Annotated in this window: 25 protein-coding genes; 13 read left to right on the forward strand and 12 right to left on the reverse strand. The window is 68.0% G+C overall.

What is annotated here, in order from left to right:
• Positions 1-94: 94 nt before the first annotated feature.
• Positions 95-1,186, forward strand: coding sequence for a DUF72 domain-containing protein (locus PGB34_RS00270; protein WP_271426064.1), 1,092 nt, complete (start codon positions 95-97; stop codon positions 1,184-1,186).
• A gap of 6 nt (positions 1,187-1,192) precedes the next feature.
• Here the strand turns inward: PGB34_RS00270 and PGB34_RS00275 are convergent, their stop codons facing one another.
• Entirely contained in the window at positions 1,193-2,527 is a 1,335-nt protein-coding gene (locus PGB34_RS00275; protein WP_271426065.1) for an MFS transporter, read from the reverse strand.
• Between the two features lie 204 nt (positions 2,528-2,731).
• Here PGB34_RS00275 and cyoA point away from each other — a divergent pair, with 204 nt between their 5' ends.
• The 7 genes from cyoA (at position 2,732) to PGB34_RS00310 (ending at position 9,527) form a co-directional block, all read left to right on the forward strand.
• Positions 2,732-3,727 carry a ubiquinol oxidase subunit II gene (cyoA, locus tag PGB34_RS00280; protein ID WP_271426066.1) on the forward strand — a complete coding sequence of 332 codons (996 nt, stop codon included), beginning with the start codon at positions 2,732-2,734 and terminating at the stop codon, positions 3,725-3,727.
• A 77-nt stretch (positions 3,728-3,804) separates the two neighbouring features.
• Positions 3,805-5,742: a cytochrome o ubiquinol oxidase subunit I gene (cyoB, locus tag PGB34_RS00285; protein ID WP_408647822.1), complete on the forward strand. Its 1,938-nt coding sequence runs from the start codon at positions 3,805-3,807 to the stop codon at positions 5,740-5,742.
• Positions 5,735-6,403, forward strand: a complete 669-nt coding sequence (cyoC, locus tag PGB34_RS00290; RefSeq protein WP_271426068.1) for a cytochrome o ubiquinol oxidase subunit III — start codon at positions 5,735-5,737, stop codon at positions 6,401-6,403. Before cyoB ends, cyoC begins: the two co-directional genes overlap by 8 nt.
• Positions 6,403-6,792 (forward strand): cytochrome o ubiquinol oxidase subunit IV, encoded by a 390-nt coding sequence (cyoD, locus tag PGB34_RS00295; protein ID WP_271426069.1) that lies wholly within the window; start codon positions 6,403-6,405, stop codon positions 6,790-6,792. The genes cyoC and cyoD overlap by 1 nt, the downstream gene beginning before the upstream one ends.
• Positions 6,793-6,797: 5 nt before the next feature.
• Positions 6,798-7,595, forward strand: coding sequence for an SURF1 family protein (locus tag PGB34_RS00300; RefSeq protein WP_271426070.1), 798 nt, complete (start codon positions 6,798-6,800; stop codon positions 7,593-7,595).
• A gap of 38 nt (positions 7,596-7,633) precedes the next feature.
• Entirely contained in the window at positions 7,634-8,980 is a 1,347-nt protein-coding gene (locus tag PGB34_RS00305) for an ATP-binding protein (RefSeq protein WP_271426071.1), read from the forward strand.
• The gene (locus PGB34_RS00310; RefSeq protein ID WP_271426072.1) at positions 8,970-9,527 is read left to right on the forward strand and encodes a response regulator transcription factor; all 558 of its coding nucleotides are present in this window, start codon (positions 8,970-8,972) and stop codon (positions 9,525-9,527) included. The genes PGB34_RS00305 and PGB34_RS00310 overlap by 11 nt, the downstream gene beginning before the upstream one ends.
• 37 nt (positions 9,528-9,564) lie before the next feature.
• Here the strand turns inward: PGB34_RS00310 and PGB34_RS00315 are convergent, their stop codons facing one another.
• From PGB34_RS00315 to PGB34_RS00325, 3 genes are read right to left on the reverse strand one after another with little or no spacing between them, the layout of a single operon-like run.
• Positions 9,565-10,560, reverse strand: a complete 996-nt coding sequence (locus PGB34_RS00315; protein WP_271426073.1) for a tripartite tricarboxylate transporter substrate binding protein — start codon at positions 10,558-10,560, stop codon at positions 9,565-9,567.
• Between the two features lie 38 nt (positions 10,561-10,598).
• Positions 10,599-11,765 carry a CaiB/BaiF CoA transferase family protein gene (locus PGB34_RS00320; RefSeq protein ID WP_271426074.1) on the reverse strand — a complete coding sequence of 389 codons (1,167 nt, stop codon included), beginning with the start codon at positions 11,763-11,765 and terminating at the stop codon, positions 10,599-10,601.
• Positions 11,766-11,799: 34 nt separating this feature from the next.
• Positions 11,800-12,744 (reverse strand): hydroxymethylglutaryl-CoA lyase, encoded by a 945-nt coding sequence (locus PGB34_RS00325; RefSeq protein WP_271426075.1) that lies wholly within the window; start codon positions 12,742-12,744, stop codon positions 11,800-11,802.
• Between the two features lie 105 nt (positions 12,745-12,849).
• Here PGB34_RS00325 and PGB34_RS00330 point away from each other — a divergent pair, with 105 nt between their 5' ends.
• Positions 12,850-13,764 (forward strand): LysR family transcriptional regulator, encoded by a 915-nt coding sequence (locus PGB34_RS00330; protein WP_271426076.1) that lies wholly within the window; start codon positions 12,850-12,852, stop codon positions 13,762-13,764.
• A gap of 11 nt (positions 13,765-13,775) precedes the next feature.
• On the opposite strand, the gene PGB34_RS00335 is transcribed toward PGB34_RS00330, so the two are convergent.
• The 6 genes from PGB34_RS00335 to pncB form a co-directional block, all read right to left on the reverse strand.
• The gene (locus PGB34_RS00335) at positions 13,776-14,960 is read right to left on the reverse strand and encodes an MFS transporter (protein WP_271426077.1); all 1,185 of its coding nucleotides are present in this window, start codon (positions 14,958-14,960) and stop codon (positions 13,776-13,778) included.
• The gene (locus tag PGB34_RS00340; RefSeq protein WP_271426078.1) at positions 14,957-16,459 is read right to left on the reverse strand and encodes a Fic family protein; all 1,503 of its coding nucleotides are present in this window, start codon (positions 16,457-16,459) and stop codon (positions 14,957-14,959) included. The genes PGB34_RS00335 and PGB34_RS00340 overlap by 4 nt, the downstream gene beginning before the upstream one ends.
• Positions 16,460-16,572: 113 nt before the next feature.
• Positions 16,573-17,952: a DNA recombination protein RmuC gene (locus PGB34_RS00345; RefSeq protein ID WP_271426079.1), complete on the reverse strand. Its 1,380-nt coding sequence runs from the start codon at positions 17,950-17,952 to the stop codon at positions 16,573-16,575.
• Entirely contained in the window at positions 17,949-18,935 is a 987-nt protein-coding gene (locus PGB34_RS00350; protein WP_271426080.1) for a 2-hydroxyacid dehydrogenase, read from the reverse strand. Before PGB34_RS00350 ends, PGB34_RS00345 begins: the two co-directional genes overlap by 4 nt.
• A gap of 16 nt (positions 18,936-18,951) precedes the next feature.
• Complete coding sequence (locus tag PGB34_RS00355; RefSeq protein ID WP_408647800.1) at positions 18,952-20,397, reverse strand: sodium:proton antiporter; 1,446 nt, start codon at positions 20,395-20,397, stop codon at positions 18,952-18,954.
• Positions 20,394-21,617, reverse strand: a complete 1,224-nt coding sequence (pncB, locus tag PGB34_RS00360) for a nicotinate phosphoribosyltransferase (protein ID WP_271426081.1) — start codon at positions 21,615-21,617, stop codon at positions 20,394-20,396. The genes PGB34_RS00355 and pncB overlap by 4 nt, the downstream gene beginning before the upstream one ends.
• Before the next feature lie 183 nt (positions 21,618-21,800).
• Here pncB and PGB34_RS00365 point away from each other — a divergent pair, with 183 nt between their 5' ends.
• Both PGB34_RS00365 and PGB34_RS00370 read left to right on the forward strand, forming a co-directional pair.
• Positions 21,801-22,034: a CsbD family protein gene (locus tag PGB34_RS00365; protein ID WP_271426082.1), complete on the forward strand. Its 234-nt coding sequence runs from the start codon at positions 21,801-21,803 to the stop codon at positions 22,032-22,034.
• Between the two features lie 53 nt (positions 22,035-22,087).
• Positions 22,088-22,486, forward strand: coding sequence for a hypothetical protein (locus PGB34_RS00370; protein ID WP_271426083.1), 399 nt, complete (start codon positions 22,088-22,090; stop codon positions 22,484-22,486).
• A gap of 73 nt (positions 22,487-22,559) precedes the next feature.
• Here the strand turns inward: PGB34_RS00370 and PGB34_RS00375 are convergent, their stop codons facing one another.
• Positions 22,560-22,997, reverse strand: a complete 438-nt coding sequence (locus PGB34_RS00375; RefSeq protein WP_271426084.1) for an acyl-CoA thioesterase — start codon at positions 22,995-22,997, stop codon at positions 22,560-22,562.
• Positions 22,998-23,244: 247 nt separating this feature from the next.
• Between PGB34_RS00375 and PGB34_RS00380 the strand changes: the two genes are divergently transcribed.
• Both PGB34_RS00380 and PGB34_RS00385 read left to right on the forward strand, forming a co-directional pair.
• Positions 23,245-23,796, forward strand: coding sequence for a phasin family protein (locus PGB34_RS00380; RefSeq protein ID WP_271426085.1), 552 nt, complete (start codon positions 23,245-23,247; stop codon positions 23,794-23,796).
• Between the two features lie 179 nt (positions 23,797-23,975).
• Positions 23,976-24,734 carry a 3-hydroxyacyl-CoA dehydrogenase gene (locus PGB34_RS00385; protein ID WP_271426086.1) on the forward strand — a complete coding sequence of 253 codons (759 nt, stop codon included), beginning with the start codon at positions 23,976-23,978 and terminating at the stop codon, positions 24,732-24,734.
• A 15-nt stretch (positions 24,735-24,749) separates the two neighbouring features.
• Here the strand turns inward: PGB34_RS00385 and PGB34_RS00390 are convergent, their stop codons facing one another.
• The gene (locus PGB34_RS00390) at positions 24,750-25,607 is read right to left on the reverse strand and encodes a YihY/virulence factor BrkB family protein (protein ID WP_408647823.1); all 858 of its coding nucleotides are present in this window, start codon (positions 25,605-25,607) and stop codon (positions 24,750-24,752) included.
• Positions 25,608-25,834 lie beyond the last annotated feature (227 nt).

Genomic DNA, 25,834 nt, shown 5'->3' on the forward strand with positions numbered 1-25,834 from the left:
GACGGGCAGGAAAAGCGGCGGCGGCATGCCGCGATTGTCAGGGCTCGACCCGCCCGGGGCAGCGCCGGCGCGGTGCGCGCAGAATCCGGCCCCGATGAACGATGTGCAGCAGGCCTCCTTGTTCGGCGACGACCCCGCGCCGCCCGCCGTGGCACCGCCCGTGGCCCCGCCGCAGGAAGCGCCTTCGCCGCCCAAGCGCAAGGCGCGGGCCGGCGCGGGCGCGCAGGTGCAGCCCGCTGCGCCGGGCGCGCAGCTGCAGGCGCTGGCCGGCACCCTGCCTTCGCGCCTGCACCTGGGCACTTCGTCGTGGCACTTTCCGGGCTGGCAAGGCCTGGTCTGGGAAGGCGCGCATGCGCAGCCCACGCTGTCGCGGCACGGCCTCAAGGCCTATGCGCAGCACCCGCTGCTGCGCAGCGTGAGCCTGGACCGCGGCTTCTACCGTCCGCTGACGGCCAGCCAGTACGCGCAGTACGCCGCGCAGGTGCCGCCGCATTTCCGCTTCGTGGTCAAGGCCCCCAGCCTGGTCTGCGATGCACTGGTGCGCGGCGAGGATGGCCGCGCCCTGCAGCCCAATCCCGCCTTCCTGGACCCGGCCCTGGCCATCGAGAGCTTCGTGCGGCCCGCGCTGGAGGGCCTGGGCTCGCATGTGGGCGCGCTGGTGTTCCAGATCAGCCCCCTGCCCCTGGCGCTGCTGGCCGAACCCGAGGCGCTGCTGCAGCGGCTGGCCGCCCTGCTCCATGCGCTGCCCGCGCTGCGCCCGGTCGCGCCCGACGCGGTGGTGGCCGTGGAAGTGCGCGATGCGGCCTGGCTCACGCCGGCCTTTGCCGAGGTGCTGAGGCGCGCGGGAGCCACCTATTGCCTGGGCCTGCACCCGAAGCTGCCGCCCATCGAGCAGCAGTTGCCCGTGCTGCGGGCCCTGTGGCCCGGCCCGCTGGTGTGCCGCTGGAACCTGAACCGCCTGCACGGCGCCTACGGCTACGAGGAGGCCAGGGGTCTTTACGAGCCCTTCGACCGCCTGGTCGATCCGGACCCGGCCACGCGCGCCGTGCTGGCGCGCGTGGTGGCGGGCACCACCCGTGCCGGCCACAACGCCTATGTGTGCATCAACAACAAGGCCGAGGGCAGCGCGCCGCTGAGCGTGCAGGCGCTGGCCGAGGAAGTGCTGCGCCTGCAGCAGGCGCCTTGAGCACCCTCAGTCGTCGCGGGTTTCGAGCGCGCGGTTGAGCACCAGCGCCGCCAGCGTGCAGGCCGCGCCCGAGAGCAGGTAGACGCTGACATAGCCCAGCCCGAAGTGCGCCGACAGACCCAGCGCCACCAGCGGGGCGAAGGCCGCACCCACCAGCCAGGCGATGTCCGAGGTCAGCGCGGCGCCGGTGTAGCGGTAGCGCGGCGCGAAGTTGGCCGTGACGGTGCCCGAGGCCTGGCCGTAGGACAGGCCCAGCAGCACGAAGCCCAGCAGGATGAAGACGTCCTGGCCGAGGTTGCCGCCGTCCAGCAGCGTGGGCGCGAAGCCGCTGAAGACCGCGATCATGGCCGCCAGCGCGCCCAGCGTGTTGCGCCGGCCGAAGCGGTCGGCGATCCAGCCCGAGGCCACGATGGCGCCCGCACACAGGAAACCACCCACCACCTGGATCAGCAGGAAGCCCGTGATCGACTGCTGGGAGAACAGCTGGATCCACGACAGCGGGAACACCGTCACCAGGTGGAACAGCGCGTAGCTGGCCAGTGCCGCAAAGGCACCGAGGAACACGTTGTGGCCCTGGTGGCTGATCAGCTCACGCGCGCTCACAGGCTCCAGTTCGCGCTGCTCGAGCAGGTCTTCATATTCCTGCGAAGCCACCAGCCGCAGCCGGGCAAAGAGGGCCACCACGTTGATCGCGAAGGCCACGAAGAAGGGATAGCGCCAGCCCCAATCCAGGAAGTCCTCGGCCGACAGGCTGCCGTACAGGTAGGCAAACAGCGCGCTCGCCAGAATGAAGCCCACGGGCGCGCCCAGTTGCCCCACCATCGCGTACCAGCCGCGCTTGCCTTCGGGCGCATTCATGGCCAGCAGCGAAGGCAGGCCGTCCCAGGAGCCGCCCGTGGCCATGCCCTGGCCGATGCGCAGCAGCGCCAGCAGGTACACGGCGTTCATGCCGATGCTGTCGTAGCCGGGCAGGAAGGCCATGCCCGCCGTGCAGCTGCCCAGCAGGAACAGCGCCAGCGTCAGCTTGGTGGCGCGGCCCCAGCGACGCTGCACCGCCATGGACAGCACCGTGCCGAAGGGCCGGGCCACGAAGGCCAGGGCGAAGAGCGCGAAGGACAGCAAGGTGCCCGTGAGGCGCTGCTCCAGCGGGAAGAACACGGCCGGAAAGACCAGCACGGCCGCGATGCCGAAGACGAAGAAATCGAAATACTCGGACGTCCGGCCGATCACCACTCCCACGGCAATGTCGCCCGGCGCCACCTGGTGTTCGCGCTCCGGTGCCTGACCGCCATGGGAGTCCAGGGAAGCGCCATGGGCGGTGGCGTAACTGATACCTGTCATCGTCGCAGTCTCCTCGTCAATGCGTTCTCTCAAAGTTCCCTGAGGGTCCCTGCGAAGCACTATATAGCTTGCCGGACCGGGTTTGCGGCTGGCGTGGGACAAAACGTCCAATCGATGCGCCCTCGGGTGCAGGTTACATTTCCAGCGTTTTGTGCAACCCGGGTTAACACTGGGTCCAGCCGTCGACTCCTCCCTCCTCGTTCCATGCCACTGAACCACCTCCGCGCACCGCTCGCGCTTGCCGCCGCCGCCCTGCTGGCCGGCTGCAGCAAGCTCGTCGTGCTCAATCCCGCCGGTGACATTGCCGCCCAGCAAGGCAAGCTGGTCGTCATCGCCACCGTTCTGATGCTGCTGATCATCGTGCCGGTGATCATCCTGACCCTGCTGTTCGCCTGGCGCTACCGCCAGAACAGCAAGCATTCGGACGAGGAGTACGCGCCCGACTGGCATCACTCCACCAAGCTGGAGCTGGTGATCTGGTCGGCGCCGCTGGTCATCATCATCGCGCTGGGCGCGCTGACCTGGATCAGCACCCACAAGCTGGACCCCTATCGCCCGCTGGACCGCATCGCCGTGGGCAAGCCCCTGGCCGAAGGCGTCAAGCCGCTGGAAGTGCAGGTGGTGTCGCTGGACTGGAAGTGGCTGTTCTTCTACCCCGAGCAGGGCATCGCGACGGTCAATGAAGTGGCCGCCCCCGTGGACCGCCCCATCCTGTTCAAGCTGACCTCCAGCCACACGATGAACGCGTTCTACGTGCCCGACCTGGCCGGCATGATCTACACCATGCCCGGCATGCAGACCGAGCTGAACGCCGTGATCAACAAGCCCGGTGAGTACAAGGGCATGTCCTCGCACTACAGCGGCGCGGGCTTCTCGGGCATGCACTTCAAGTTCCATGGCCTGAGCAACGAAGACTTCGCCAAGTGGGTGGCCAAGGCCAAGACCGAAGGCCAGCCGCTCACGCGCGAGGCCTACCGCGAGCTGGCCAAGCCCAGCGAGCGCAACCCCGTGGCGCGCTTCTCCACCGTGGAAGACGGCCTCTACAACCGCGTGCTGAACCTGTGCGTGGAAGACGGCCAGCCCTGCATGCACGAAATCATGCACAAGGACGCCACGCGCAACCGCGCCCATGCCGCCGAGCGCGCGCTCACGACTGCAGCCGCGCAGTCGATCTGCACGCCCGAGACCCTCATCGAGTGACCCTCATGTCCGTAGCTGAACACACTTCCGCGCCCGCCCATTGGCTGCTGGGCCGCATCACCTGGGACTCGATCCCCATGGCGCACGAGCCCATCGTGCTCGTGACCTTCATCGCCGTGGTGCTCGGCGGCCTGGCCATGCTGGGCGTGATCACCAAGTTCCGCCTCTGGGGCCCGCTGTGGCACGACTGGTTCTGCAGCATCGACCACAAGAAGATCGGCATCATGTACATGGTGCTGGGCATCGTGATGCTGCTGCGCGGCTTTGCCGACGCCATCATGATGCGCCTGCACCAGGCCATGGCCTTTGGCGACAACATGGGCTATTTGCCGCCGCACCACTACGACCAGATCTTCACCGCCCACGGCGTGATCATGATCTTCTTCGTGGCGATGCCGCTGGTCACGGGCCTGATGAACTACCTCGTGCCGCTGCAGATCGGCGCGCGCGACGTGGCCTTCCCCTTCCTGAACAACTTCAGCTTCTGGATGACCACGGCCGGCGCCATCCTCGTGATGGTCTCGCTGTTCCTCGGCGAGTTCTCCACCTCGGGCTGGCTGGCGCTGTCGAACCTGGGCCACCAGAACCCCGGCGTGGGGCTGGACTACTACATCTGGGCGCTGCAGATCGCCGGGGTGGGCACCACGCTCTCGGGCATCAACCTGCTGGTGACCATCGTCAAGATGCGCGCGCCCGGCATGGACCTGATGAAGATGCCCGTCTTCGTCTGGACCTCGCTGTGCACCAACGCGCTGATCGTCGCCTCGTTCCCGGTGCTGACGGCAGCCCTGGTGCTGATGTCGCTGGACCGCTACGTCGGCACGAACTTCTTCACCAACACGCTGGGCGGCAACCCCATGCTGTACGTGAACCTGATCTGGATCTGGGGCCACCCCGAGGTCTACATCCTGGTGCTGCCGGCCTTCGGGATCTTCTCGGAAGTCGTGGCCACCTTCAGCCGCAAGCGCCTGTTCGGCTACACCTCGATGGTCTACGCCACGGTGTGCATCACCATCCTGTCGTATGTGGTGTGGCTGCACCACTTCTTCACCATGGGCTCGGGCGCCAGCGTGAACGCCTTCTTCGGCATCACGACCATGATCATCTCGATCCCCACGGGCGCGAAGATCTTCAACTGGCTCTTCACCATGTACCGCGGCCGCATCAAGTTCGAAGTGCCGATGCTGTGGACCGTGGGCTTCATGGTCACCTTCGTGGTGGGCGGCATGACCGGCGTGCTGCTGGCCGTGCCCCCGGCCGACTTCGTGCTGCACAACTCGCTGTTCCTGATCGCCCACTTCCACAACGTGATCATCGGCGGCGTGGTGTTCGGCCTGTTCGCCGCCATGACCTACTGGTACCCGAAGGCCTTCGGCTACAGGCTCGATGACTTCTGGGGCAAGATGTCCTTCTGGTTCTGGCTGGCCGGCTACTGGTTCGCCTTCACGCCGCTGTACGTGCTGGGCCTGATGGGCGTGACGCGCCGCGTCAGCCACTTCGAAGACCCGTCGCTGCAGATCTGGTTCCAGATCGCGCTGTTCGGCGCCGTGCTGGTGGCCATCGGCATCGCCAGCTTCCTGATCTGCATCTTCGTGAGCTACCTCAAGCGCGACCAGCTGCGCGACCACACGGGCGACCCGTGGGGCGGCCGCACGCTGGAATGGGCGACCTCCTCGCCCCCGCCGGCCTACAACTTCGCCTTCACGCCCGTGGTCCATGACCTGGACGCCTGGTGGGACATGAAGCGCCACGGCTACAAGCGCCCGCTGGAAGGCTTCCAGGCCATCCACATGCCGCTGAACACCGGCGCCGGCGTGGTGCTGTCCGTGCTGTCGCTGATCTGGGGCTTCGCGCTGATCTGGCACATGTGGCCGCTGGCCATCGCGTCCTTCGCCGCCATCGTGATCGGCTCGATCATCCACACCTTCAACTACAAGCGCGACTACCACATCCCGGCATCCGAAGTGATCGCCACCGAGAACGCGCGCACCCAACTGCTGGCCCGCCATGTCTGATATCGCCCACCCCGCCGGCCTGCACGTGCCGGCCTCCGGTCCGCGCCACGCCACCGGCGCCGCCTCCGACGCACCGCGCGAGTACCACCTCGCGCATGAACCGCACCCCGAGAACGGCACCGCGCTGGGCTTCTGGCTCTACCTGATGAGCGACTGCCTCATCTTTGCGGCGCTCTTCGCCACCTACGGCGTGCTGGGCCGCAGCTACGCGGGCGGTGCCGGCGGCGCCGAGCTGTTCGACCTCAAGCTGGTGGCCATCAACACGGCCTTCCTGCTGCTGTCGTCCATCACCTTCGGCTTCGCCATGCTGCGCAAGCAGCTGAACGACAAGGCCGGCACGCTGGTCTGGCTGGCCGTCACGGGCCTGTTCGGCCTGGCCTTCCTGGGCGTGGAACTCTATGAGTTCCACCACCTGATCCACGTGGGCGCCACGCCGCAGAGCAGCGCCGCCATGTCGGCCTTCTTCACGCTGGTGGGCACCCACGGCCTGCACGTCACCTTCGGCCTGATCTGGCTGGTGGTGCTGATGATCCAGATCGGCAAGCATGGCCTGATCCGCGAGAACAAGCGCCGCCTGATGTGCCTGTCCATGTTCTGGCACTTCCTGGACGTGGTCTGGATCGGCGTCTTCACCTTTGTCTACCTGATGGGAGTGCTGTGATGAGCACGCACGCACACGACACACACGCGCACGGTCACGACGACCACCACGACGACCATGACGTGGGCCCGCACAGCAGCCTGAAGGAATACGTCATCGGCTTCGTGCTGTCGGTGATCCTCACGGCCATCCCCTTCTGGCTGGTCATGGCCAACGTCATCACCGACCGCAACACCGCCGTGCTGGTGCTGGGCGGCCTGGCCGTGGTGCAGATCGTGGTCCACATGGTGTTCTTCCTGCACATGAACGGCAAGGTCGAGGGCGGCTGGACGCTGCTGTCCACCATCTTCACCATCGTCTTCGTGGCCATCGCCATCGCGGGCACGCTGTGGGTGATGTTCCACATGAACACCAACATGATGCCCATGCATCTGCACTCCTCGCACTGACGCGCATGCCGGAAGAACGCTCCGGCACCGCAGCAGCAGGCCGCCCTCCACGCCGAACGCTCTTCCTGAGCGTGCTGGCGGTGAGCGCGGCCTTGCTCATGGTGCTTTTGCTCGGCCTGGGAAGCTGGCAGGTCCAGCGCCTGTTCTGGAAGCGCGAGCTGATCGCGCGCGTGGATGCGCGCGTGCATGCACCCGCCGTGCCGCCGCCGCCCGCGGCGCAATGGCCGCAGGTGAACGCCGCCACGCACGAATACCTGCGCGTGCGGCTGCAGGGCCGCTACCTGCACGACAAGGAAGCGCTGGTGCAGGCCACCACGGCACTGGGCGGCGGCTTCTGGGTGATCACGCCTTTTGCGCAGCACGATGGGGCCATCGTGCTCGTCAACCGCGGCTTCGTGCCGCCGGCCGCGCGCGAGAACGGCCAGCGCGGCATGCCCGCGCCCGAAGGCGAGCAGCGCGTCGAGGGCCTGCTGCGCATCAGCGAACCCAAGGGCGGCTTCCTGCGCAGCAACGACGCGGCCGGCGAGCGCTGGTTCTCACGCGACGTGCCGGCCATTGCCGCCGCGCGCGGCCTCCCCGCAGCGCAGGTGGCGCCCTACTTCGTCGATGCCGATGACACGCCCGCACGCGCCAGCAACGCCTGGCCGGCCGGTGGCATGACGGTGATCCGCTTCCCCGACAACCACCTGGTCTACGCCATCACCTGGTACGCGCTGGCGCTGATGGTGCTGGCCGGCGCGGTCTACGTCTGGCGCCATGAACCGCGCGGCCCGCGGCGGCCCGAGGACGACGATCTTCCTTGAGCGATCATCGGCCCAGTGTTCCTCTTCGCCGCACCGGCATGACCAGCCCCACCCCTGCCACGCCAGAGCTGGCGCCCACCGCCACCCAGGCCGCCTCGGGCCTGGACGCGGCCACGGGCCTGAAGAACCTGCAGCAGTTGATCCAGTTGCGCTGGATCGCGGTCTTCGGCCAGATCGTCACCATCGAAGTCGTGCACTACGGCTTCGGCATCGCCATCCCGCTGCAACAGATGCTGGCCGTGCTGGCGGCGCTGATCGGCTTCAACGTGCTGAGCCTGCTGCGCTGGCGCACGCGCCGGCCCGTCACCAGCGCCGAGCTGCTGGTGGGCCTGCTGGTGGACGTGGGCATGCTCACGGCCCAGCTCTACCTGAGCGGCGGCGCGGCCAACCCCTTCGTCTTTCTGTACCTGCTGCAGGTGATCCTGGCGGCCGTGCTGCTGCCGGCCTGGGCCACCTGGACGCTGGTGAGCATCACCACCCTGTGCTTCGCGGGCCTGGCCATCTTCGCCCAGCCGCTGCCGCTGCAAAGCCACACGCCGCGCGGCTTGGCCAGCCCCTACATGCTGGGGCTGCTGGTGTGCTTTGCGCTCAATGCGGCGCTGCTGGTGTTCTTCATCACCCGCATCGTGGCCAACCTGCGCGAGCGCGACACCCGCCTGGCCGCGCTGCGCCAGCGCGCGGCCGAAGAGGAGCACATCGTGCGCATGGGCCTGCTGGCCTCGGGCGCCGCGCATGAACTGGGCACGCCGCTGTCCACCCTGGCCGTGATCCTGGGCGACTGGCAGCACCTGCCCACTTTCAGCTCCGAGCCCGAGCTGGCCGAGGACGTGGCCGAGATGCAGGCGCAGGTGGCACGCTGCAAGTCCATTGTCAGCGGCATCCTGCTGTCGGCCGGCGAAGCGCGCGGCGAGAACTCGGCCGAGACCACGGTCTGCACCTTCCTCGACGAAGTGGTGGGCGACTGGCGCCGGCGCCGGCCCGACAACCGGCTGCGCTACAGCAACCGCTTTGGCCAGGACCTGCCCATGGTCTCGGACTCGGCCCTCAAGCAGATGATCGGCAACGTGCTGGACAATGCCTTCGAAGCCTCGCCGCAGGCCCAATGGCTGGAAGCCGCGCGCGAGGGCGACGCCCTGCTGCTGACGGTGTGCGACGAAGGCCCGGGCTTCCTGCCGGCCATGCTGCAGCAGCTGGGCAAGCCCTACCAGTCCAGCAAGGGCCGCCCCGGCGGCGGCCTGGGGCTGTTCCTGGTGGTGAACGTGGCGCGCACCCTGGGCGGCGGCGTCACGGCCCGCAACCGCGACGAAGGCGGCGCCGAGCTGAGAATCACCCTGCCGCTGACGGCCATCGTGCTGCCCGACGAAGATCCCGAGCATGTCGACTGAACCCACCAGCCCCGCCCCCGGGCCGCAACTGCTGATCGTCGAAGACGATGCCGCCTTCGCGCGCACCCTGGCCCGCTCCTTCGAGCGCCGCGGCTACACCGTGCGCGTGGCCAACGGGCTGGACGAGCTGCAGGCGCAGCTGCGGGGCTTCGCGCCCACCCACGCGGTGGTGGACCTGAAGCTGGCCGGCGAAGCCTCGGGCCTGGCCTGCGTGCAGACGCTGCACGCCCATGACGAGGCCATGCTGATCGTGGTGCTCACGGGCTTTGCCAGCATCGCCACGGCGGTGGAAGCCATCAAGCTGGGTGCCTGCCACTACCTCGCCAAGCCCTCGAACACCGACGACATCGAGGCCGCCTTCGGCATGGCCGAGGGCAGCACCGACGTGGAGCTGACAAACCGCACCAGCTCCATCAAGACGCTGGAGTGGGAGCGCATCCACGAGACCCTGGCCGAGACCGGCTTCAACATCTCCGAGACCGCGCGCCGGCTGGGCATGCACCGGCGCACGCTGGCGCGCAAGCTGGGCAAGCAGCAGGTCAAGTGAGGCGAGGCGCCAGTGCCACGGCACTGGGCCGCCTCCCTCATTCAAGCGTGACGTTGGCCTTCTTCACCAGCGCGGCATAGCGCTCCTGCTCGCTCTTGAGGAAGCGCGCAGCCTCCTCGGGCGTGCCCAGGATGGTGAAGTCGTCGCGCTTGGCAAAGCCGGCCTTGACCTCGGGGTCGTTGAAGGCGGTGACGAAGGCATCGTGCAGGCGCTTGACCTGCGCGGCGGGCAGGCCCTTGGGCGCCACGGCGGCGAACCAGCCCGCGATGTCGACGTTGGGCAGGCCCTGCTCGGCGATGGTGGACACCTCGGGCAGCGAATTCACGCGCTCCTTGCCCATCACGCCGATGGGGCGCAGCGTGCCGGCCTTGATCTGGCCCTGCACGGCCGCGACGGCCGCGGCGCCCATCTCGACCTGGCCGGCCATGATGTCGGTGATCATGGGGCCCATGCCCTTGTAGGGAATGTGGCGCGCGCTCACGCCGGCTTCGGACACGAAAAGCTCGCCGGCCAGGTGGATGATGGTGCCGTTGCCCGAAGAGGCGTAGTTGAACTCGCCGGGCCGGGCCTTCATGGCGGCCTGCAGCTCTCTGGCGTTCTTGGCGGCGACCTTGTGGGGGTTGACCACCAGCACGAAGGGCGAGCCGCCCACGATGGTGATGGGCGTGATGTCGCTCAGGCTGTCGTAGGGCAGCTTCTTGAACACGCTCGGGTTCACGGCATGGTTGTTGGACAGCACGGCGATGGTGTTGCCATCGGGCGCGGCCTTGACCAGTGCCTGCGTGCCCGTGATGCCGCCCGCGCCGGGCAGGTTCTCGATCACCACGGCCTGCCCGCCCAGCGCGCGGGACAGCGCGTTCTGCGCCGAGCGCACGATCACATCCACCCCCGAGCCCGCACCCACGGGCAGGATCACGCGCAGCGGCGCTTGGCTCTGCGCCTGCGCGCTGCCGCCCGCGAAGCCGGCCAATGCGGCCGTTGCCGCGAAGGCCAGCAGCGTGCGGCGGCCGAATGCGTGGAAGTTGAGGCTCATGTCTTTTGTCTCCTTCGTCGTGAATGGGTCGGGGCGGTTCAGGCGGCCTTGCGGGCCGTGCGCGCCGCGGCCAGTGTGGCCAGCACCTGCTCGGTGTGCTCGCCGATGCGCGGCAGCGCCATGCGCACGCCGGGGCGGCGTCCACCCAGGGTCAGGGGCAGCAGCACCACGTCGGTGCTGCCGCCGTCCTCGGTCTGCATGGGCACCAGGCCGCCGCTTTGCTTCAGGTGCGGGTCGCTCACGAGCTGCTCGGGGCGCGAGATCGGCGCGTAGGGGATGCCTGCAGCCTCCAGCTGCGGCGCCAGCGTGGCGATGCGGTGGCTGGCCAGAATGTCGCCCAGCTCGGCCAGCAGTTGCGGACGCACGGCCACGCGCGCGGCGTTGTCGGCGTATTCGGGGCGCGCCGGCAGGTCGGTGCGCTCCAGCACGCGGCACAGGGTGTTGAACTGCTTGTCGCTCACCGCGCCGATGAACAACTGCTCGCCTTCGGCCAGGGTGAACACGTCATACACGCTCCAGGCCGAGACACGCGAAGGCATGGGCGGTGGCGGCTCGCCTGTCATCAAAAACTGCTGCATGTGCTGCGAAGACAGGAACACGCAGTTCTCGAACAGCGCGCTCTGCACTTCCTGGCCGCGGCCCGTGCGCTCGCGCTCGCGCAGCGCGGCCAGCACGCCGATGGCGCCGAACATGCCACCCATGATGTCGTTCACGCTGGTGCCCGCGCGCAGCGGCCGGCCCTGCGGCCCGGTCATGTACGACAGGCCGCCCATCATCTGCACCACCTCGTCCAGCGCCAGCCGCTTTTCGTAGGGGCCGGGCAGAAAGCCCTTGTGGCTCACGTAGATCAGGTGCGGCGCCTGGCGCGAGAGCGTGTCGAAGTCCAGGCCCAGCTCCTTCATCAGCCCGGGGCGAAAGTTCTCCAGCACCACATCGCAACTGGCGGCCAGCTCGGTGGCCGTGGCGCGGCCCTCCTGGCTCGTGATGTCCAGCACGATGCTCTTCTTGTTGCGGTTGAAGCTGCGGAAGAAGCCGATGCCCAGGCCCGGCAGATTGCGCGTCTTGTCGCCACCGGGCGGCTCGACCTTGATGACCTCGGCGCCCAGGTCGGCCAGGATCATCCCGCAGGTGGGGCCCATCACCATGTGGGTGAATTCGAGGACGCGGATGCCGGCCAGCGGCAGCGAGGGTTCAGAGGTGGTCATGAGATGCGCGTGAGGAAAAATGGAGAAGGGCTGCTCAGGCAAGCGCCGCAGGGGCCACGAAGGTCTTGGGCAGCCCCGCGCGCCAGAGCGCGCCGTGCGTGGGCTCGCCTTCGATCCAGCCGGCCACCCGGGCGCGCAGCGCCAGCAGCGCCTGGATGTCCAGGCCCGTCTCGATGCCCATGGCAGCGAGCATGAAGGCCAGGTCTTCGGTCGAGGCATTGCCGCTGGCACCGGGCGCATGCGGGCAACCGCCGATGCCGGCCAGCGAAGCGTCGAAGCGATCCACACCCAGTTGCAGCGCGGCATGCACGTTCACCAGCGCCAGCCCGCGCGTGTCGTGGAAGTGGCCGCAGCAGAAACGATCGCCCGCGATCTTCAGCGCCTTCTCGAACAGGCGGCTGACCGAGCCCGGGTCGGCATAGCCCACCGTGTCGGCCAGGCTCACGCGGTCGGCGCCGGCGTCGAGCAGCGCCTGCATCAGCCGCAGCACCTCGCTTTCTTCGACCCTGCCCTGGATGGTGCAGCCGAAAGCCGTGCCCACGCCGCCCTCGATCAGCGTCTTGCGGCCCGAGGCATCGCGCGCGGCGCGGATGCGCGCCAGCTCGGCCACCACGTCGTCGGGCGTCTTGCGCAGGTTGGCCAGGCTGTGGGCTTGGCTGGCCGACAGCGGCAGGATCATCAAATCGGCATCGCCGTCCAGCGCGCGTTCGGCGCCGCGCAGATTGGGCACCAGCACCGAGGCGCGCAAGCCCGGCAAGGTCTTGGCAAAGGCCAGCACCTCCTCGGTGTCGGCCAACTGCGGCATGAGCCTGGGCGGCACGAAGGAGCCCACCTCGCTCTCGCGCTGGCCCGCGGCCACGGCGTCGCGCAGCCATTGCAGCTTGTGCTCGGTCGGCACGATGGTGGCAATGCTCTGCAGGCCGTCGCGCAGGCCGACTTCTCGAATCGTGACCCGGCGGGGGATGGCGTCTTGGCTCATGGCTGGTCTGTCTCCGTGGGAACGGCCTGAACTTTAGAGATTCCTAACAGGATCATGAAGCGATAATTTTTCGGCCTAGAGATTCCAATTTGGAAGAGCACACCCATGCACGACCTCGACCTCACCTCCCTGCGCCTGTTCGTCGCCGCCTGCGACCAGCGCAACATCGCGCGCGCCGGCGAGCTGCAGCACATCGGCGGCTCGGCCATCAGCAAGCGCCTGGCGCAGCTGGAGGCGCAGGTGCATGCGCCGCTGCTGGAGCGCCACCGCCGCGGCGTGGTGCCCACGGCGGCCGGCGAGATCCTGCTGGAGCACGCGCGCGCCATGCTGGCCACGGCCGACCGCATCGCGCGCGACATGACGGCCTATCGCCATGGCGTGAAGGGCCAGGTGCGCGTGCTGGCCTCGGTCTCTTCCATCACCGAGTCGCTGCCCGACGACATCGCCAACTTCCTGAGCCTGGCCGAGCATGCGCAGATCCGCGTGGACCTCGAGGAACGCAACAGCGCCGAGCTGGTCAGTGCCCTGCGCGAGGGCCTGGCGCCCGTGGGCATCTGCTGGGACGCGGCCGACCTGGCCGGGCTGCAGACGCGGCCCTACCGCGGCGACGAACTCTGCGTGGTGGTGCCCGCCGGCCACGCGCTGGCGCGGCTGCGCAGCTGCAGCTTTGCGCAGACCCTGGCGCATGACCACGTGGGGCTGCCGGCCAGCACGGCCGTGCATGTGATGCTGGCGCGCGCCGCGGCCGTGATCGGCCGGCCCCTGTACTACCGGGCCGTGGTCTCGACCTTCGACGCGGCCCTGCGCTGCGTGCGCGCGGGCCTGGGCCTGGCCATCGTGCCGCGGCAGATCGCGGCGGCCTCGGGCGGCAGCGAGGGCCTGCGCATCGTGGCGCTCAAGGAACCCTGGGCGCAGCGCCGCTTCGCCATCTGCTACCGGCACCAGGACCAGCTCTCTCCCGCAGCGCGGCTGCTGGTGGAGCATCTGGCGCAGGCGGCGGCAGCGCCGCCTGCGCGCTGAAGCGCTTTTTTTCAGCGCTCCGGCAACCGCAGCCCCCACACCATGCGCGAGCCGGCCAGCACGGTGGCGCCGATCACCCAGAACACGCCGCCGATGCCGATCAGCGCACCCAGCGAGCCGAAGAGCAGCGGCATGGCCACGCTGGAGGCGTTGATGGTCATCAGGCGCAGGCCCAGGGCCTCGCCGTGGCGGTGGTGCGGCGTGATCTGGTGCAGCAGGCTCATGATCATGGGCTGCACGCTGCCCAGCGCGAAGCCGAGCACCACCGAGCACAGGCCCATCAGCCAGGGCGAGTACAGCAGCGGGTAGGCGACAAACACCGCGACCGTGGCCAGGGTGGAACTCAGGATCACCACGCGCTCCGAGGTGCGTGAGGCCAGCACCGGCAGCACGATGCGGATGGCCGCGGCCGCGATGGCGAAGGCGCCCAGGATGGTGCCGATCACGGCGGCGCTCAGCCCCCGGTCATGCCCCAGCACGGGCAGCACGAAGGCGTGCACGTCCCAGCTCGAGGACTGCAGCCAGTTGACGAAGAGCAGGCGCCTGAACATGGGATCGCGCAGCAGATCCCAGGCGCGCGTGGGCGCGGCGCCCGCAGGCGGCGCGCTGGGGGCTTCCTCGGGCGCGCCGCGCACCAGTGCCCAGCACAGCAGCGGCAGCAAGGCCAGCACGGCAAAGCACAGCCGGTACGAGAGCAGGTCGGCCGGCGCGCCGCCGACGAGCGTGCTGGCGTGGTCGATCAGCAGCCCGGCACCGAAGGGCCCCAGGAAGTTGGCCACGGCCGGCGCAATGGCCAGCCAGCTGAACACGCGCTTGAGCTGGCTGGAATCGGTGGCCGCGCGGCCCACATGGCGCTGCAGCGCGATCACCGTCGCGCCGGTCGCGCCGCCGGTCAGCAAGGCCGCCAGGCACAGCACCGGAAAGACGGGAAAGACCCCTGCCAGGGCCGCGCCCAGCGTGGCGGCCGTGGCCGACAGAGCCAGCGGCCTGCGCAGGCCGTGCCGGTCTGCAAAACGGCCGGCCGGCAGGGCCAGGAACACCTGGGTCAGCGCGAACAGCGCGATCAGCACCCCCACGGCCATGGCGCTGTAGCCCTGCTGCAGCGCCAGCAGCGGCGCCGCCAGCCGCAGGCCGGCCATGGTGGCATGCACGCAGACCTGGGCGCCGATCAGCCGCAGCAGTTCGGCGCCGTTCACGCGGAAGCTTCCTGCGCGCCGGGCTCGTCGCCATCGCTCAACAAGGCCCATGCCTCGGTGGCAGCAACCACCGCAGCATCGACCAGCGCCTCCGGGTGCCCCTTGGCCAGCAGTTGCCTGCGCCGGTGCTTCGACAACCCGCCGTTCTGGATAAAGGCGCGCACGAACAGAACCAGGTCGGTGTTGTTCATGTCGACCGCGTCATTCACCGCGCGATAGACCGCGTCGTAGCGCAGCAGAAACGCCATCTCGTCGGTCAGATCCTTGCGCAGCGCCTCGCCGGCCATGCGCAGGCCGAATTCGACACCGGCCGTCGCGTCCCAATAGCGGTAGACCAGCGGATCGCCGCGAAGGCGGACATCGAAACGGGCATCGCTGATCTGCGTGACTTCCCACAAGGCGCGCGCCGGCCGCGAGAAGGACTGCAGCGCCTGCAGGTACTCATGCTCGTGCCGCTTCATGGCCACCGACACGGGCAGCACGAGGCCGCTGGCCAGCCGCGCGTCAGAACACGCCACCTTGTGGAAGAGAAAGCGCGACAGACGACCGTTGCCGTCCATGAAGGGGTGCGCCATCACGAAAGCGAAGCTCACCAGGCTCGCGCGCACCAGCACGTCCACCGGGCTCGCATGGTCGTTGGCCAGCGCGAGGATGGGCGCCATCAGCGCCGGCAGCATCTCGGGCGGAGGCGGAACGTAGGTGACGCCCAGCACGCCGGGCATGCCGTTGCGCAGCCAGTTCTGGTGCGTGCGAAATGCCTCGGCGCGATCCAGCGGATTGGTCACGGCCACTTGCTGCAGGGCCACCAGATAGTCCGGCGTGACGGGCTCGTTCTGGCGCGCCCTGGCCAGCAAGGCGGCAAAGGCCTCGGCCTTGTTCGCGCTGGGCCGTTCGCGCTCGATCTCGAAGGAGCCCTCGGTTTCGCTCAGGTAGGCCCAGCGAACGGTACGGTCCAGCACCGCCGGGTCGGCGCTGTCCACAAAAGCAGCGACCTGCGCCAGGATGTCCTCGGCCAGCAGGGCTTCCAGCGCCGGTGTGCGCTCCACGCTCAGGCAGTAGTCGGGCGTGCCCAGGCCATTGAAATCAATGCGCCAGCGCGTGTCGCGCACCACGCGGCCGGTGATGTAGCGGGTTTCGTCGAAGAGCTTGTGATAGGCCCCATTGGCCAAGGGGAGCTTGATCTCGGTCGGCCCCATCTGAATGGAGGACGCCATCGGCCGGCCATGCGCCAGCTCCCACAGGTAGGCGGCCGTTCTGGCGAAGCGGCTGCCCGGTGCAAGGCAGAAAGCCTGGGCGACCAGGGTCTCTGGAATCGTCTTCAGCGCCAGCAGCGCCACCTGAAGATTCATGCCCTCATGCTTGAAGGCGAACAGAAGATGATCCAGGGCGTCGTCGCTCGAAGGCGCCGTGGCCTCCGGCACGCTCAGGAACTCACCCGTTGGCGTGACTCGCGTGACCGGCGCCACCCGCGCAGGCATGCGCACGGGAAAGGCCGGCAAGCTCAAGGACTCCCGCAAGAATTCGTACCCAAGCAGCCGGCCAGTCATTTTTTCCTCTGGTGAGCCGGGAATTTTTGCTGAATCGACAGTTTCAAGCAATTTTTTTGCCGAACTCAAGCTGCGCTGTCATCTTCGGCGTTGCCCGCCTCGGCATCCAGGCCGGGCAGCAGCCCCTTCGCCTGACCTTCGGGCAGCGCCTCCACCTCGCGCAGCCGGCGGTTGAGCACGTTGGTCCGGGTCTGCGCCTTTTCCAGCGTGTTGAGCACGGTCTGGGTCTGGTCGCGCACCTTGGCCAGCACGCCGCCGAATTTCTCGAACTCGGTCTTGACGGCGCCCAGCACCTGCCAGACCTCGCTGCTGCGCTTTTCAAGCGCCAGCGTGCGAAATCCCATCTGCAGGCTGTTGAGCATGGCCAGCAGCGTGGTGGGGCCGGCCAGGGTCACGCGGTGCTCGCGCTGCAGCGCTTCCATCAGGCCCGGCCGGCGCAGCACTTCGGCATAAAGGCCCTCAGTGGGCAGGAAGAGGATGGCGAAGTCGGTGGTGTGCGGCGGCTCGACGTACTTGTCGCGGATGCCGCGCGCCTCCAGCCGGATGCGCGATTCCAGCGCCTTGGCCGCGGCCTCCACGGCCAGCGCATCGGCGCGCTGCTGCGCGTCGAGCAGGCGCTCGTAGTCCTCGTTGGGGAACTTGGCGTCGATGGGCAGCCACACCGGCCGGCCGTCGCTGGCCTGGCCGGGCAGGCGGATGGCGAAATCCACGGGGTTGCGCGTGTCGGGCCGCGTGACCACCTGGGCCGCGTACTGCTCGGGGGAAAGCACCTGCTCGAGCAAGGCGCCCAGTTGGGCCTCACCGAACATGCCGCGGGTCTTGACGTTGGTCAGCAGGTGCTTGAGGTCGCCCACACCCTGCGCCAGGGTCTGCATCTCGCCCAGGCCCTTGTAGACCTGCTCCAGCCGCTCGGCCACCTGGCGGAAGCTCTCGCCCAGGCGCGCCTCCAGGGTGCTTTGCAGCTTCTCGTCGACCACGCGGCGCATCTCGTCGAGCTTGGTGGCGTTGCTGGCCTGCAGCTGCGCCAGTTGCGTCTCGAGCGTGCCGCGCACTTCGGTGATGCGGCGCGCGTTGGACTCGCTGAGGCTGTGCAGCTGCTGGTTCAGCGTGTCGCCCAGCGTGCGCTGGAGCACGGCCAGTTGCTGCGCAAACGCATCGATCTGCGCGTTCTGCGTGCGCGTGGCTTCTGCCGCCTGGGCCAGCAACGCCTGCTGGAAGCCGGCCAGTTGCTGGCCGCTTTCGAGCCGGCCGGCGCGGGCGGCATCGGCCAGCTCGGTGCGCAGGTTGCGCTCGCTGCGCGCCAGCGCCGCGCTGAGCCTGTCGCCAAGTTCCTCCGCGGCACGGTCGTCGGGCCGCCGCCACAGCAGCACGGCCAGCAGCACCAGGTTCAACACCGACAGGGCCAGCAGCAGCCAGCCCCCGGGCGTGATCTGTGCCAGTGTCACTTGGCGCCGATGACTTCCGGATTGAGCGGCGTCTTCGGCTTGCCGTGGACCAGGTAGCCGATCAGGTTGTCGGCGGCCAGATCGGCCATGGCGCGGCGCGTGGGCACGGTGGCGCTGGCGATGTGCGGCGTGAGCACGACGTTGGGCACCGTCAGGAGGTCGGGATGCACCTGCGGCTCGCCCTCGAACACGTCCAGGCCCGCGGCGGCGATGCGCTTTTCGCGCAGGGCCACTGCCAGGGCCGCGTCATCGACGATGCCGCCGCGCGCGATGTTGATCAGCGTGGCGCTGGGCTTCATCAGCGCGAGTTCGGCGGCGCCGATGGTGTGGTGCGAGGCGGGCGTGTAGGGCACCACCAGCACCACATGGTCGGCGGTCTTGAGCAGCTCTTCCTTGCTCACGTAGCGGGCCTTGCATTCGGCTTCCAGCTCCGGCGTCAGGCGCGAGCGGTTGTGGTAGATCACGTTCATGCCGAAGCCGTGCGCGCCGCGCCTGGCCACGCCCTGGCCGATGCGGCCCATGCCGATGATGCCCAGCGTGCTGCCATGCACCTCGCCGCCGGCGAACATGTCGTAGCTCCACTTGCGCCACTTGCCGGCGCGCAGGAAATGCTCGCTCTCGCTGATGCGGCGGGCCGTGGCCATCAGCAGCGCAAAGCCGAAGTCGGCCGTGGTCTCGGTCAGCACGTCGGGCGCGTTGGTGGCCAGCACGCCGCGCGCGCTCATCGCCTCGACGTCGAAGTTGTTGTAGCCCACCGCCATGTTGGCGCAGATGCGCAGATCCGGGCAGGCGGCCAGCAGTTCGGCGTCGATGCGCTCGCTGCCGGTGGTGAACACGCCGGCCTTGCCCTGCAGCCGGGCGGTGAACTCCTCCTTGCTCCAGCTTTCATCGGACTGGTTCGACTCGACCTGGAAATGCTGCGACAGGCGCTCCAGCGTTTCAGGAAAGACGGCGCGGGCAACAAGGATGGCGGGCTGGGTCATTGGATGTCGTGGCTCTTTAGAAGAAGAGGAAGGTCAGCACTGCGAACAGCGGCACAAGGATGGCACAGGACCAGGCCATGTAGCCGAAGAAGCTGGGCATGCGCACGCCCCGGTCTTCGGCAATGGCCTTGACCATCAGGTTGGGCGCATTGCCGATGTAGCTGTTGGCGCCCATGAACACGGCGCCCGCAGAAATGGCCGCCAGCGTGGGCGCCAGCGCCGTCATCAGTTGCGCCGGATCGCCCCCTGCGGTGTTGAAGAAGACCAGGTAGGTGGGCGCGTTGTCCAGGAAGGAACTCAGCAGCCCCGTGGCCCAGAAGTACATCGCGGGGTTGGGCTGGCCGTCGGGCTGCGTGACGGCCGCCACCACGGCGCCAAAGGGACCGTTGGCGCCGGCCTTGAGCATGGCGATGACCGGCGCGATGGTCAGGAAGATGCCGGCAAAGAGCTTGGCCACCTCCGCCATCGGGCCCCAGCTGAACTGGTTGGCCTCGTGCACCTGGCGCGCCGTGAGCCACAGCGAAGCCAGCGTCACGGCGATCAGGCCCGCGTCACGCACCAGCCCCGGCAGCCCCACGGGGGTGCCGAAGACATCGAACACCACGGTGGACTTCCACAGCCCGCTCATCAGCACCAGCGCCACGATGGCGCCCAGCAGCAGGAAGTTGTGCTGGCCCTCGAAGGCAATGCCGCGCGTGTCGGGCGTCGGGTCCACGGGCAGCACGCCTTCTTCCTTGAAGTAGAAGCGGTCCAGGCCATAGAACAGGGCCAGCAGCGCGGCCAGCATGAAGCCGGTGTCCATCCACAGGTGCTGCGCGGTCCAGAAGAAGTCCACGCCCTTGAGGAAGCCCAGGAACAGCGGCGGGTCGCCCAGCGGCGTGAGCGAGCCGCCGATGTTGGAGACGATGAAGATGAAGAAGATCACCACATGCGCCTTGTGGCGCCGGTTGTCGTTGGCGCGGATCAGCGGCCGGATCAGCAGCATGGACGCGCCCGTGGTCCCCATGAAGCTGGCCAGCACCGCACCGGCGGCCAGGATGCCCGTGTTGAGCCCCGGCGAGCCATGCAGGTTGCCGCGGATGTAGATGCCGCCGGCCACCGTGAACAGCGCCGTCAGCAGGATGATGAAGGGCACGTACTCGGCCACCAGCGCATGCACGAACTGCGTGCCGGCCAGCGGCAGGCCATGGAGCACCGCAAAGGGCAGCAGGAAGGCCAGCGCCCAGCCCGCGGCCACCTTGCCGTAGTGGTGGTGCCAGAAGGCGGGCAGCAGCAGCGGCATCAGCGCGATGGACAGCAGCAGCCCCGCAAAGGGCACGGCCCACATCAGCGAGAGGCTGGCGCCGTCCAGCTCGGCGGCCTGCGCCAGCGCGGGGCAGGCCAGCAGGGCCGAACCAGCGAGCAGGGTCTGCCAGCGCAGCAGGCGCCCGCGGCCAGCGCGCGGCACGGCAGCGGCGCTCACTGCGCCGCTCCTTGCACGGCCGGCGCCGGAATCTCGAACACCTGCCGCAGATAGGCCAGGTACTTCTCGTCTTCGCACATGTTCTTGGAGGGGGTGTCTGACAGCTTGGCCACGGGCTGCCCGTTGCACCGGATCATCTTGATGACGATCTGCAGCGGCTCGTAGCCCAGGTCGTTGGTCAGGTTGGTGCCGATGCCGAACGCCAGTTGGCAGCGCCCCCGGAACTGGCGGTACAGCTCGATCGTGCGCGGCATGGTCAGGCCGTCGCTGAAGATCAGCGTCTTGGTCAGCGGGTCCACGCGGTTGGCCACGTAGTGCGCAATCATGCGTTCCCCCCACTGGAACGGGTCGCCGCTGTCATGGCGCGCGCCGTCGAAGAGCTTGCAGAAATACAGGTCGAAGTCGCGCAGGAAGGCGCTCATGCCGTACACGTCCGACAGCGCGATGCCCAGGTCGCCGCGGTATTCGCGTGCCCACATCTCGAAGCCGTAGATCTGGCTGTCGCGCAGCCGCGGGCCCAGCGCCTGGCAGGCCTGCAGGTATTCATGAGCCATGGTGCCCAGCGGAATGAGGCCCAGCTTCATCGCGTAGAGCACGTTGCTGGTGCCGGCCAGCTGGGGCTGCGCGTCGGCCGCGTGCGGCGCGCCCACTGCGCCCAGCCGGTCACTGAGCGTGCGCAGCACTTCCTCGTGCCACTGCTTCGAGAAGCGCCGGCGCGTGCCGTAGTCGGCGATCTTCAGTTCGCCGAGCCCGGCCGCCTGCAACTGGCCGATCTTGGTTTCGAGCCGGCGGCGGCCCTCGGCCAGATCGGGCTGCGGCTGCGTGTTGCGGAAGTAGACCTCGTTGACGATGGCCAGGACCGGGATCTCGAACAGGATGGTGTGCAGCCAGGGGCCGCGGATGTTGATCTCGATCTCGCCCGAGGGCAGCGGCACCACGTCGATGTATTTCTCGTTGAGCCGGAAGATGCCCAGGAAGTCGACGAAATCGCTCTTGATGAAGCGCATGGAGCGCAGGTAGGCCAGCTCGGCTTCCTTGAACTGCAGGCTGCACAGGGCCCGCACCTCGTCGCGGATCTCGTTGGCAAAGCGCGCAAGGTCGATCCCGGCATTGCGGCACTTGAAGCGGTACTCCACCTTGGCACCGGGGAAGTGGTGCAGCACCACCTGCATCATCGTGAACTTGTAGAGGTCGGTATCAAGAAGGCTCTGAATGATCATGGTGCGCAGGCGCTTGTCTCTCGAGGTGGGCACGACGTGCGTGGCCATTATCACGGCCCAGTCGGCAGGCACCTACGGCCCCTCCCCGGGGCGTCCTACCGCCTGCGCGCACGCTCGCCGCGACAGTGGTGTTCACGGTGCAGCAGCCGGCTGCCACCGGATCACCGACCGAAGGAGATTCACATGAACAAGGACACCATCGAAGGCAACTGGAAGCAGCTCAAGGGCAAGGTCAAGGAACAGTGGGGCAAGCTCACCGATGACGACTTTGATGTGATCGCCGGCAAGCGCGACCAGTTGCTGGGCCGCATCCAGGAACGCCACGGCATCAGCCGCGACGAGGCCGAAAAGCAGGTCAAGACCTGGGAAAACGCAGAGGGCCGCACGCCTGCCGCGCTGTGGTTCGAGAAGTACTGATCTGAGCTGACCTGGCAGCAGCCGGCGCGCATTCCCATTGCAGGAGAACAGGCATGAAAAAGCATCTGCTGATGATGGCGATGGGCGCCGGCCTTCTCATGGCCGCGCAGGCCGGCGCCATGAGCCGCGAGGAGTACAAGGTCGGCGAGGATCGCATCGCGGCCGAGTACAAGGCGGCCACGGCGCGCTGCGAGGCCCTGCAGAACAATGCCAGGGATGTCTGCGAGAAGCAGGCCAAGGGCCAGGAAAGCGTGGCCAGGGCCGAGCTTGAGCACAACTTCAAGCCGGGCCCTGCATCGGCCCGCAAGGTGGCCGAGGAAAAGGTCAAGGCCGAGTACGAGATCGCTCGGGAAAAGTGCGACGACATGCAGGGTGAGGCCAAGAACAGCTGCGAGAAGCAGGCCAAGGCTGTCGAAAGCCGCGGCATGGCCGAAGTCAAGGCGATGAAGTAGAAGCGACCAGGCCCTGCTTCGACCTTCCAGGCAAAGCGGCGCCTGGCGCCGCTTTTTCATGGGTCGACGAGGGTCAGGTCTTCAATGTCTCGATCACGGCCGCCAACTCAGGCGGCAGCGCCACGGGCCGCTGGCTCTGGCGGTCCACATAGACATGCACGAAGTGCCCCTGCGCCGCAGCATGGTCGCTGCCCTGAGCGAACAGGCCGATCTCATAGCGCACGCTGGAAGCGCCTGCATGGGCCACGCGGATGCCCGCCTGCACCACCTGCGGAAAGGCCAGCGGCGCAAAGTAGTTGCACTGCGTCTCAACCACGAAGCCGATCGTGCTGCCGGCGTGGATGTCCAGGGCGCCCCTTTCGATCAGCAGCGCGTTCACGGCCGTGTCGAACCAGCTGTAGTAGATGACGTTGTTGACATGCCCGTAGGCGTCGTTGTCCATCCAGCGGGTGGGAATGTCGCGAAAGACCCGGTAGCTGCTTCGGGCCTGGGGAACGGGGCGGCTGCTCATCCAGTTGATTCTGCCCCCCGGCCAGGTCTGGCCGCCCGCGGCCCGGGCACCTAGGCGACACGATCCCGAAAGCAGAAAAATCACGACAAAAGAACTACTTAGGGGTTGAACCCTAATATGCTGCAATGCAACAAAAATGACTTGTGGCGGCCATCACCCCTTCCTATACTTCGCTCCATGCTGCACTGCAACAAGCCTGTTGGCGCAGCTCCCGAGCGATCCATCAACTTTAAAACTGGAGTTCTCCATGGCACTGACCGCTGACCAACTGCTTGCTGCCCACAAGGCCAACGTCGAAGCCCTGTTCGGCCTGACCACCAAGGCTTTCGAAGGCGTCGAAAAGATCATCGAACTGAACGTCACGGCTTCCAAGGCCGCTCTGAGCGAGGCTTCCGAGACCGCCCAGGCCGTGCTGAGCGCCAAGGACGCGCAGGAACTGCTGGCCCTGCAAGCCAGCCTGGTTCAGCCCCTGGCCGAAAAGACCGCTGCCTACAGCCGTCACCTGTTCGAAATCGCCCAAGGCACCAGCAACGAATTCACCAAGGCTTTCGAAGGCAAGGCCGCCGAAGCCCAGCAGAGCTTCGCTGCCCTGGTGGACTCTGCCGCCAAGAACGCGCCCGCCGGCTCCGAAACCGCCGTCGCCATGTTCAAGACTGCCGTCTCGGCCGCCAACAACGCCTACGAATCGGTGCAAAAGGCCGTGAAGCAGGCTTCCGACGTGGCCGAAGCCAACTTCAACGCCGTGCAATCGCAGGCCGTGGCCGCCGCCAAGACGGCCGCCAAGACCGCCAAGCGCTAAGCAGCGTCTCTTCCTGTACGACGGGCCGCCCAGGCGGGCCGTCAACCGGTTGTCTCCGCGGGTCTTCACGGACCCCATTCAGGCCCCTTCTTCGGACGGGGCCTTTTTTTCGTCATGCGCCTGCGCCAGGGCTCTCTATGATCGTGTTTTTCATCACGCAACACTGAGAGAGACAGCAGATGCAGATCCAAGGCAAGGTATTCATCGTCACGGGCGGCGCTTCCGGGCTGGGCGAAGGCGCAGCGCGCAAGCTGGCCGAGCAAGGCGCCAAGGTGGTGGTCGCCGACATGCAGGCCGACAAGGGCGAGGCCGTGGCCCAGTCCATCGGCGGCGTCTTCGTCAAGTGCGATGTGAGCCAGGAAGCCGACGGCCAGGCCGTGGTCGCGGCGGCCCAGAAGCTGGGCAAGCTGGTCGGCCTGATCAACTGCGCCGGCATCGCGCCGGCCGAGAAGACCGTGGGCAAGAGCGGCCCGCACACGCTGGCCACCTTCGAGAAGACGCTGCGGGTGAACCTGCTGGGCAGCTTCAACATGATCCGCCTGGCCGCCGCCGCCATGTCGGCCAACGAGCCCGAGCCCACGGGCGAGCGCGGCGTGCTGATCTCCACCGCCAGCGTGGCCGCCTATGACGGCCAGATTGGCCAGGCCGCCTACAGCGCCAGCAAGGGCGGCGTGGTCGGCATGACGCTGCCCATCGCACGCGACCTGGCCCGCAACGGCATCCGCAACATGACCATCGCACCGGGCATCTTCGGCACGCCCATGCTCTTCGGCATGCCCCAGGAAGTGCAGGACGCCCTGGCCGCCAGCGTGCCCTTCCCCTCGCGCCTGGGCACGCCCGAGGACTACGCCAAGCTGGCGCTGCACATCATCGAGAACGACATGCTCAATGGCGAGGTGATCCGGCTGGATGGCGCGATCCGGCTGGCGCCGAAGTAAGCGGCTGCAGAAGGCTCAGTCCGAGGCGCCCGCGTGGCGCCTTTTTTCATCCGCCAGCGCATGGGCCTCCTCGGCCGCCGCGCGCTCCAGCCGCTCGTACTGGGCGATCACCTGCGCGCCGAAGAGCAGGAACATGGCTGCGATCTCCAGGCTCAGCAGCACGACGATGGCCGTGGTCAGCGAGCCATAGACCACGTTGACCTGCGAGAGGGTGGAGAAATACCAGACCAGCACCCGCCGCGTCACCTCCCACAGCAGCGTGGCCGTGATGCCGCCCATCAGCGCATGGCGCAGCGACAGGCGCCCCACGGGCATCACCAGATAGAGCGAGGTCAGCAGGAAGACCTCGCCGCCCAGGCCCAGCAAATAGAGCAGCGCGCCCGAAACGCCGCTCAACGACCAACTGCGGCCGAACAGCTCCACGCTCTCGCGCCCGATCACCTGCAGCGCGCCCGACACCAGCGTGACCAGCAGCAGCCCCACGCACAGGAAAAGGATGTAGAGGTACGGCATCACCGCCGACACCAGGAAATGCCGGCCGTGGGTCCGGGCGCGGTGGTGGAAGATGACGGACATCGCGCTCTCCAGCACCGTGAAGGCCAGCGAGCTGAAGAAGATCATGGTCACCAGCAGCACCGGCCCCAGCAGGTCACGGTGCTGCAGGAAGTTGCCCAGCTCAGCGACCACCGCACCCGACTGGCCCGGCAGCAGCCAGCCCAGGTAGCGGCCCACGGTGGTCAGCAGCAGTTGCTGCGGCAGCACGTGCGACAGCGCGATCACGGCCAGGATCAGCAGCGGCACGATGGACAGCAGCGCGTAGTAGGCCACAGCGCCGGCCAGCAGCAGGCCCTGCTTGGCGCGGAACTCGCGCATCGCCTGCCACACGAAGCGCAGCGGATGGCGCCACAGCGCCAGTTGGCCGCGCGCGAAGGCATGCAGCGAGCTTCGCAGGGAGGAACTCGGTTCGGACATCGGCAGGAACGGGTGAAGGACCGGCGGCGCGCTGTGGCGAGGCCACCGAGTATCGGCCGCGGCCCGCCCCGGGGCCCGGATGACGGCCGCGTCGCGGGGTCGGAGGTCGCCGCCTGCGTATCATGCGC

The sequence above is a fragment of the Xenophilus arseniciresistens genome, from assembly GCF_028023875.1.
Lineage (GTDB): Bacteria > Pseudomonadota > Gammaproteobacteria > Burkholderiales > Burkholderiaceae_C > Xenophilus > Xenophilus arseniciresistens.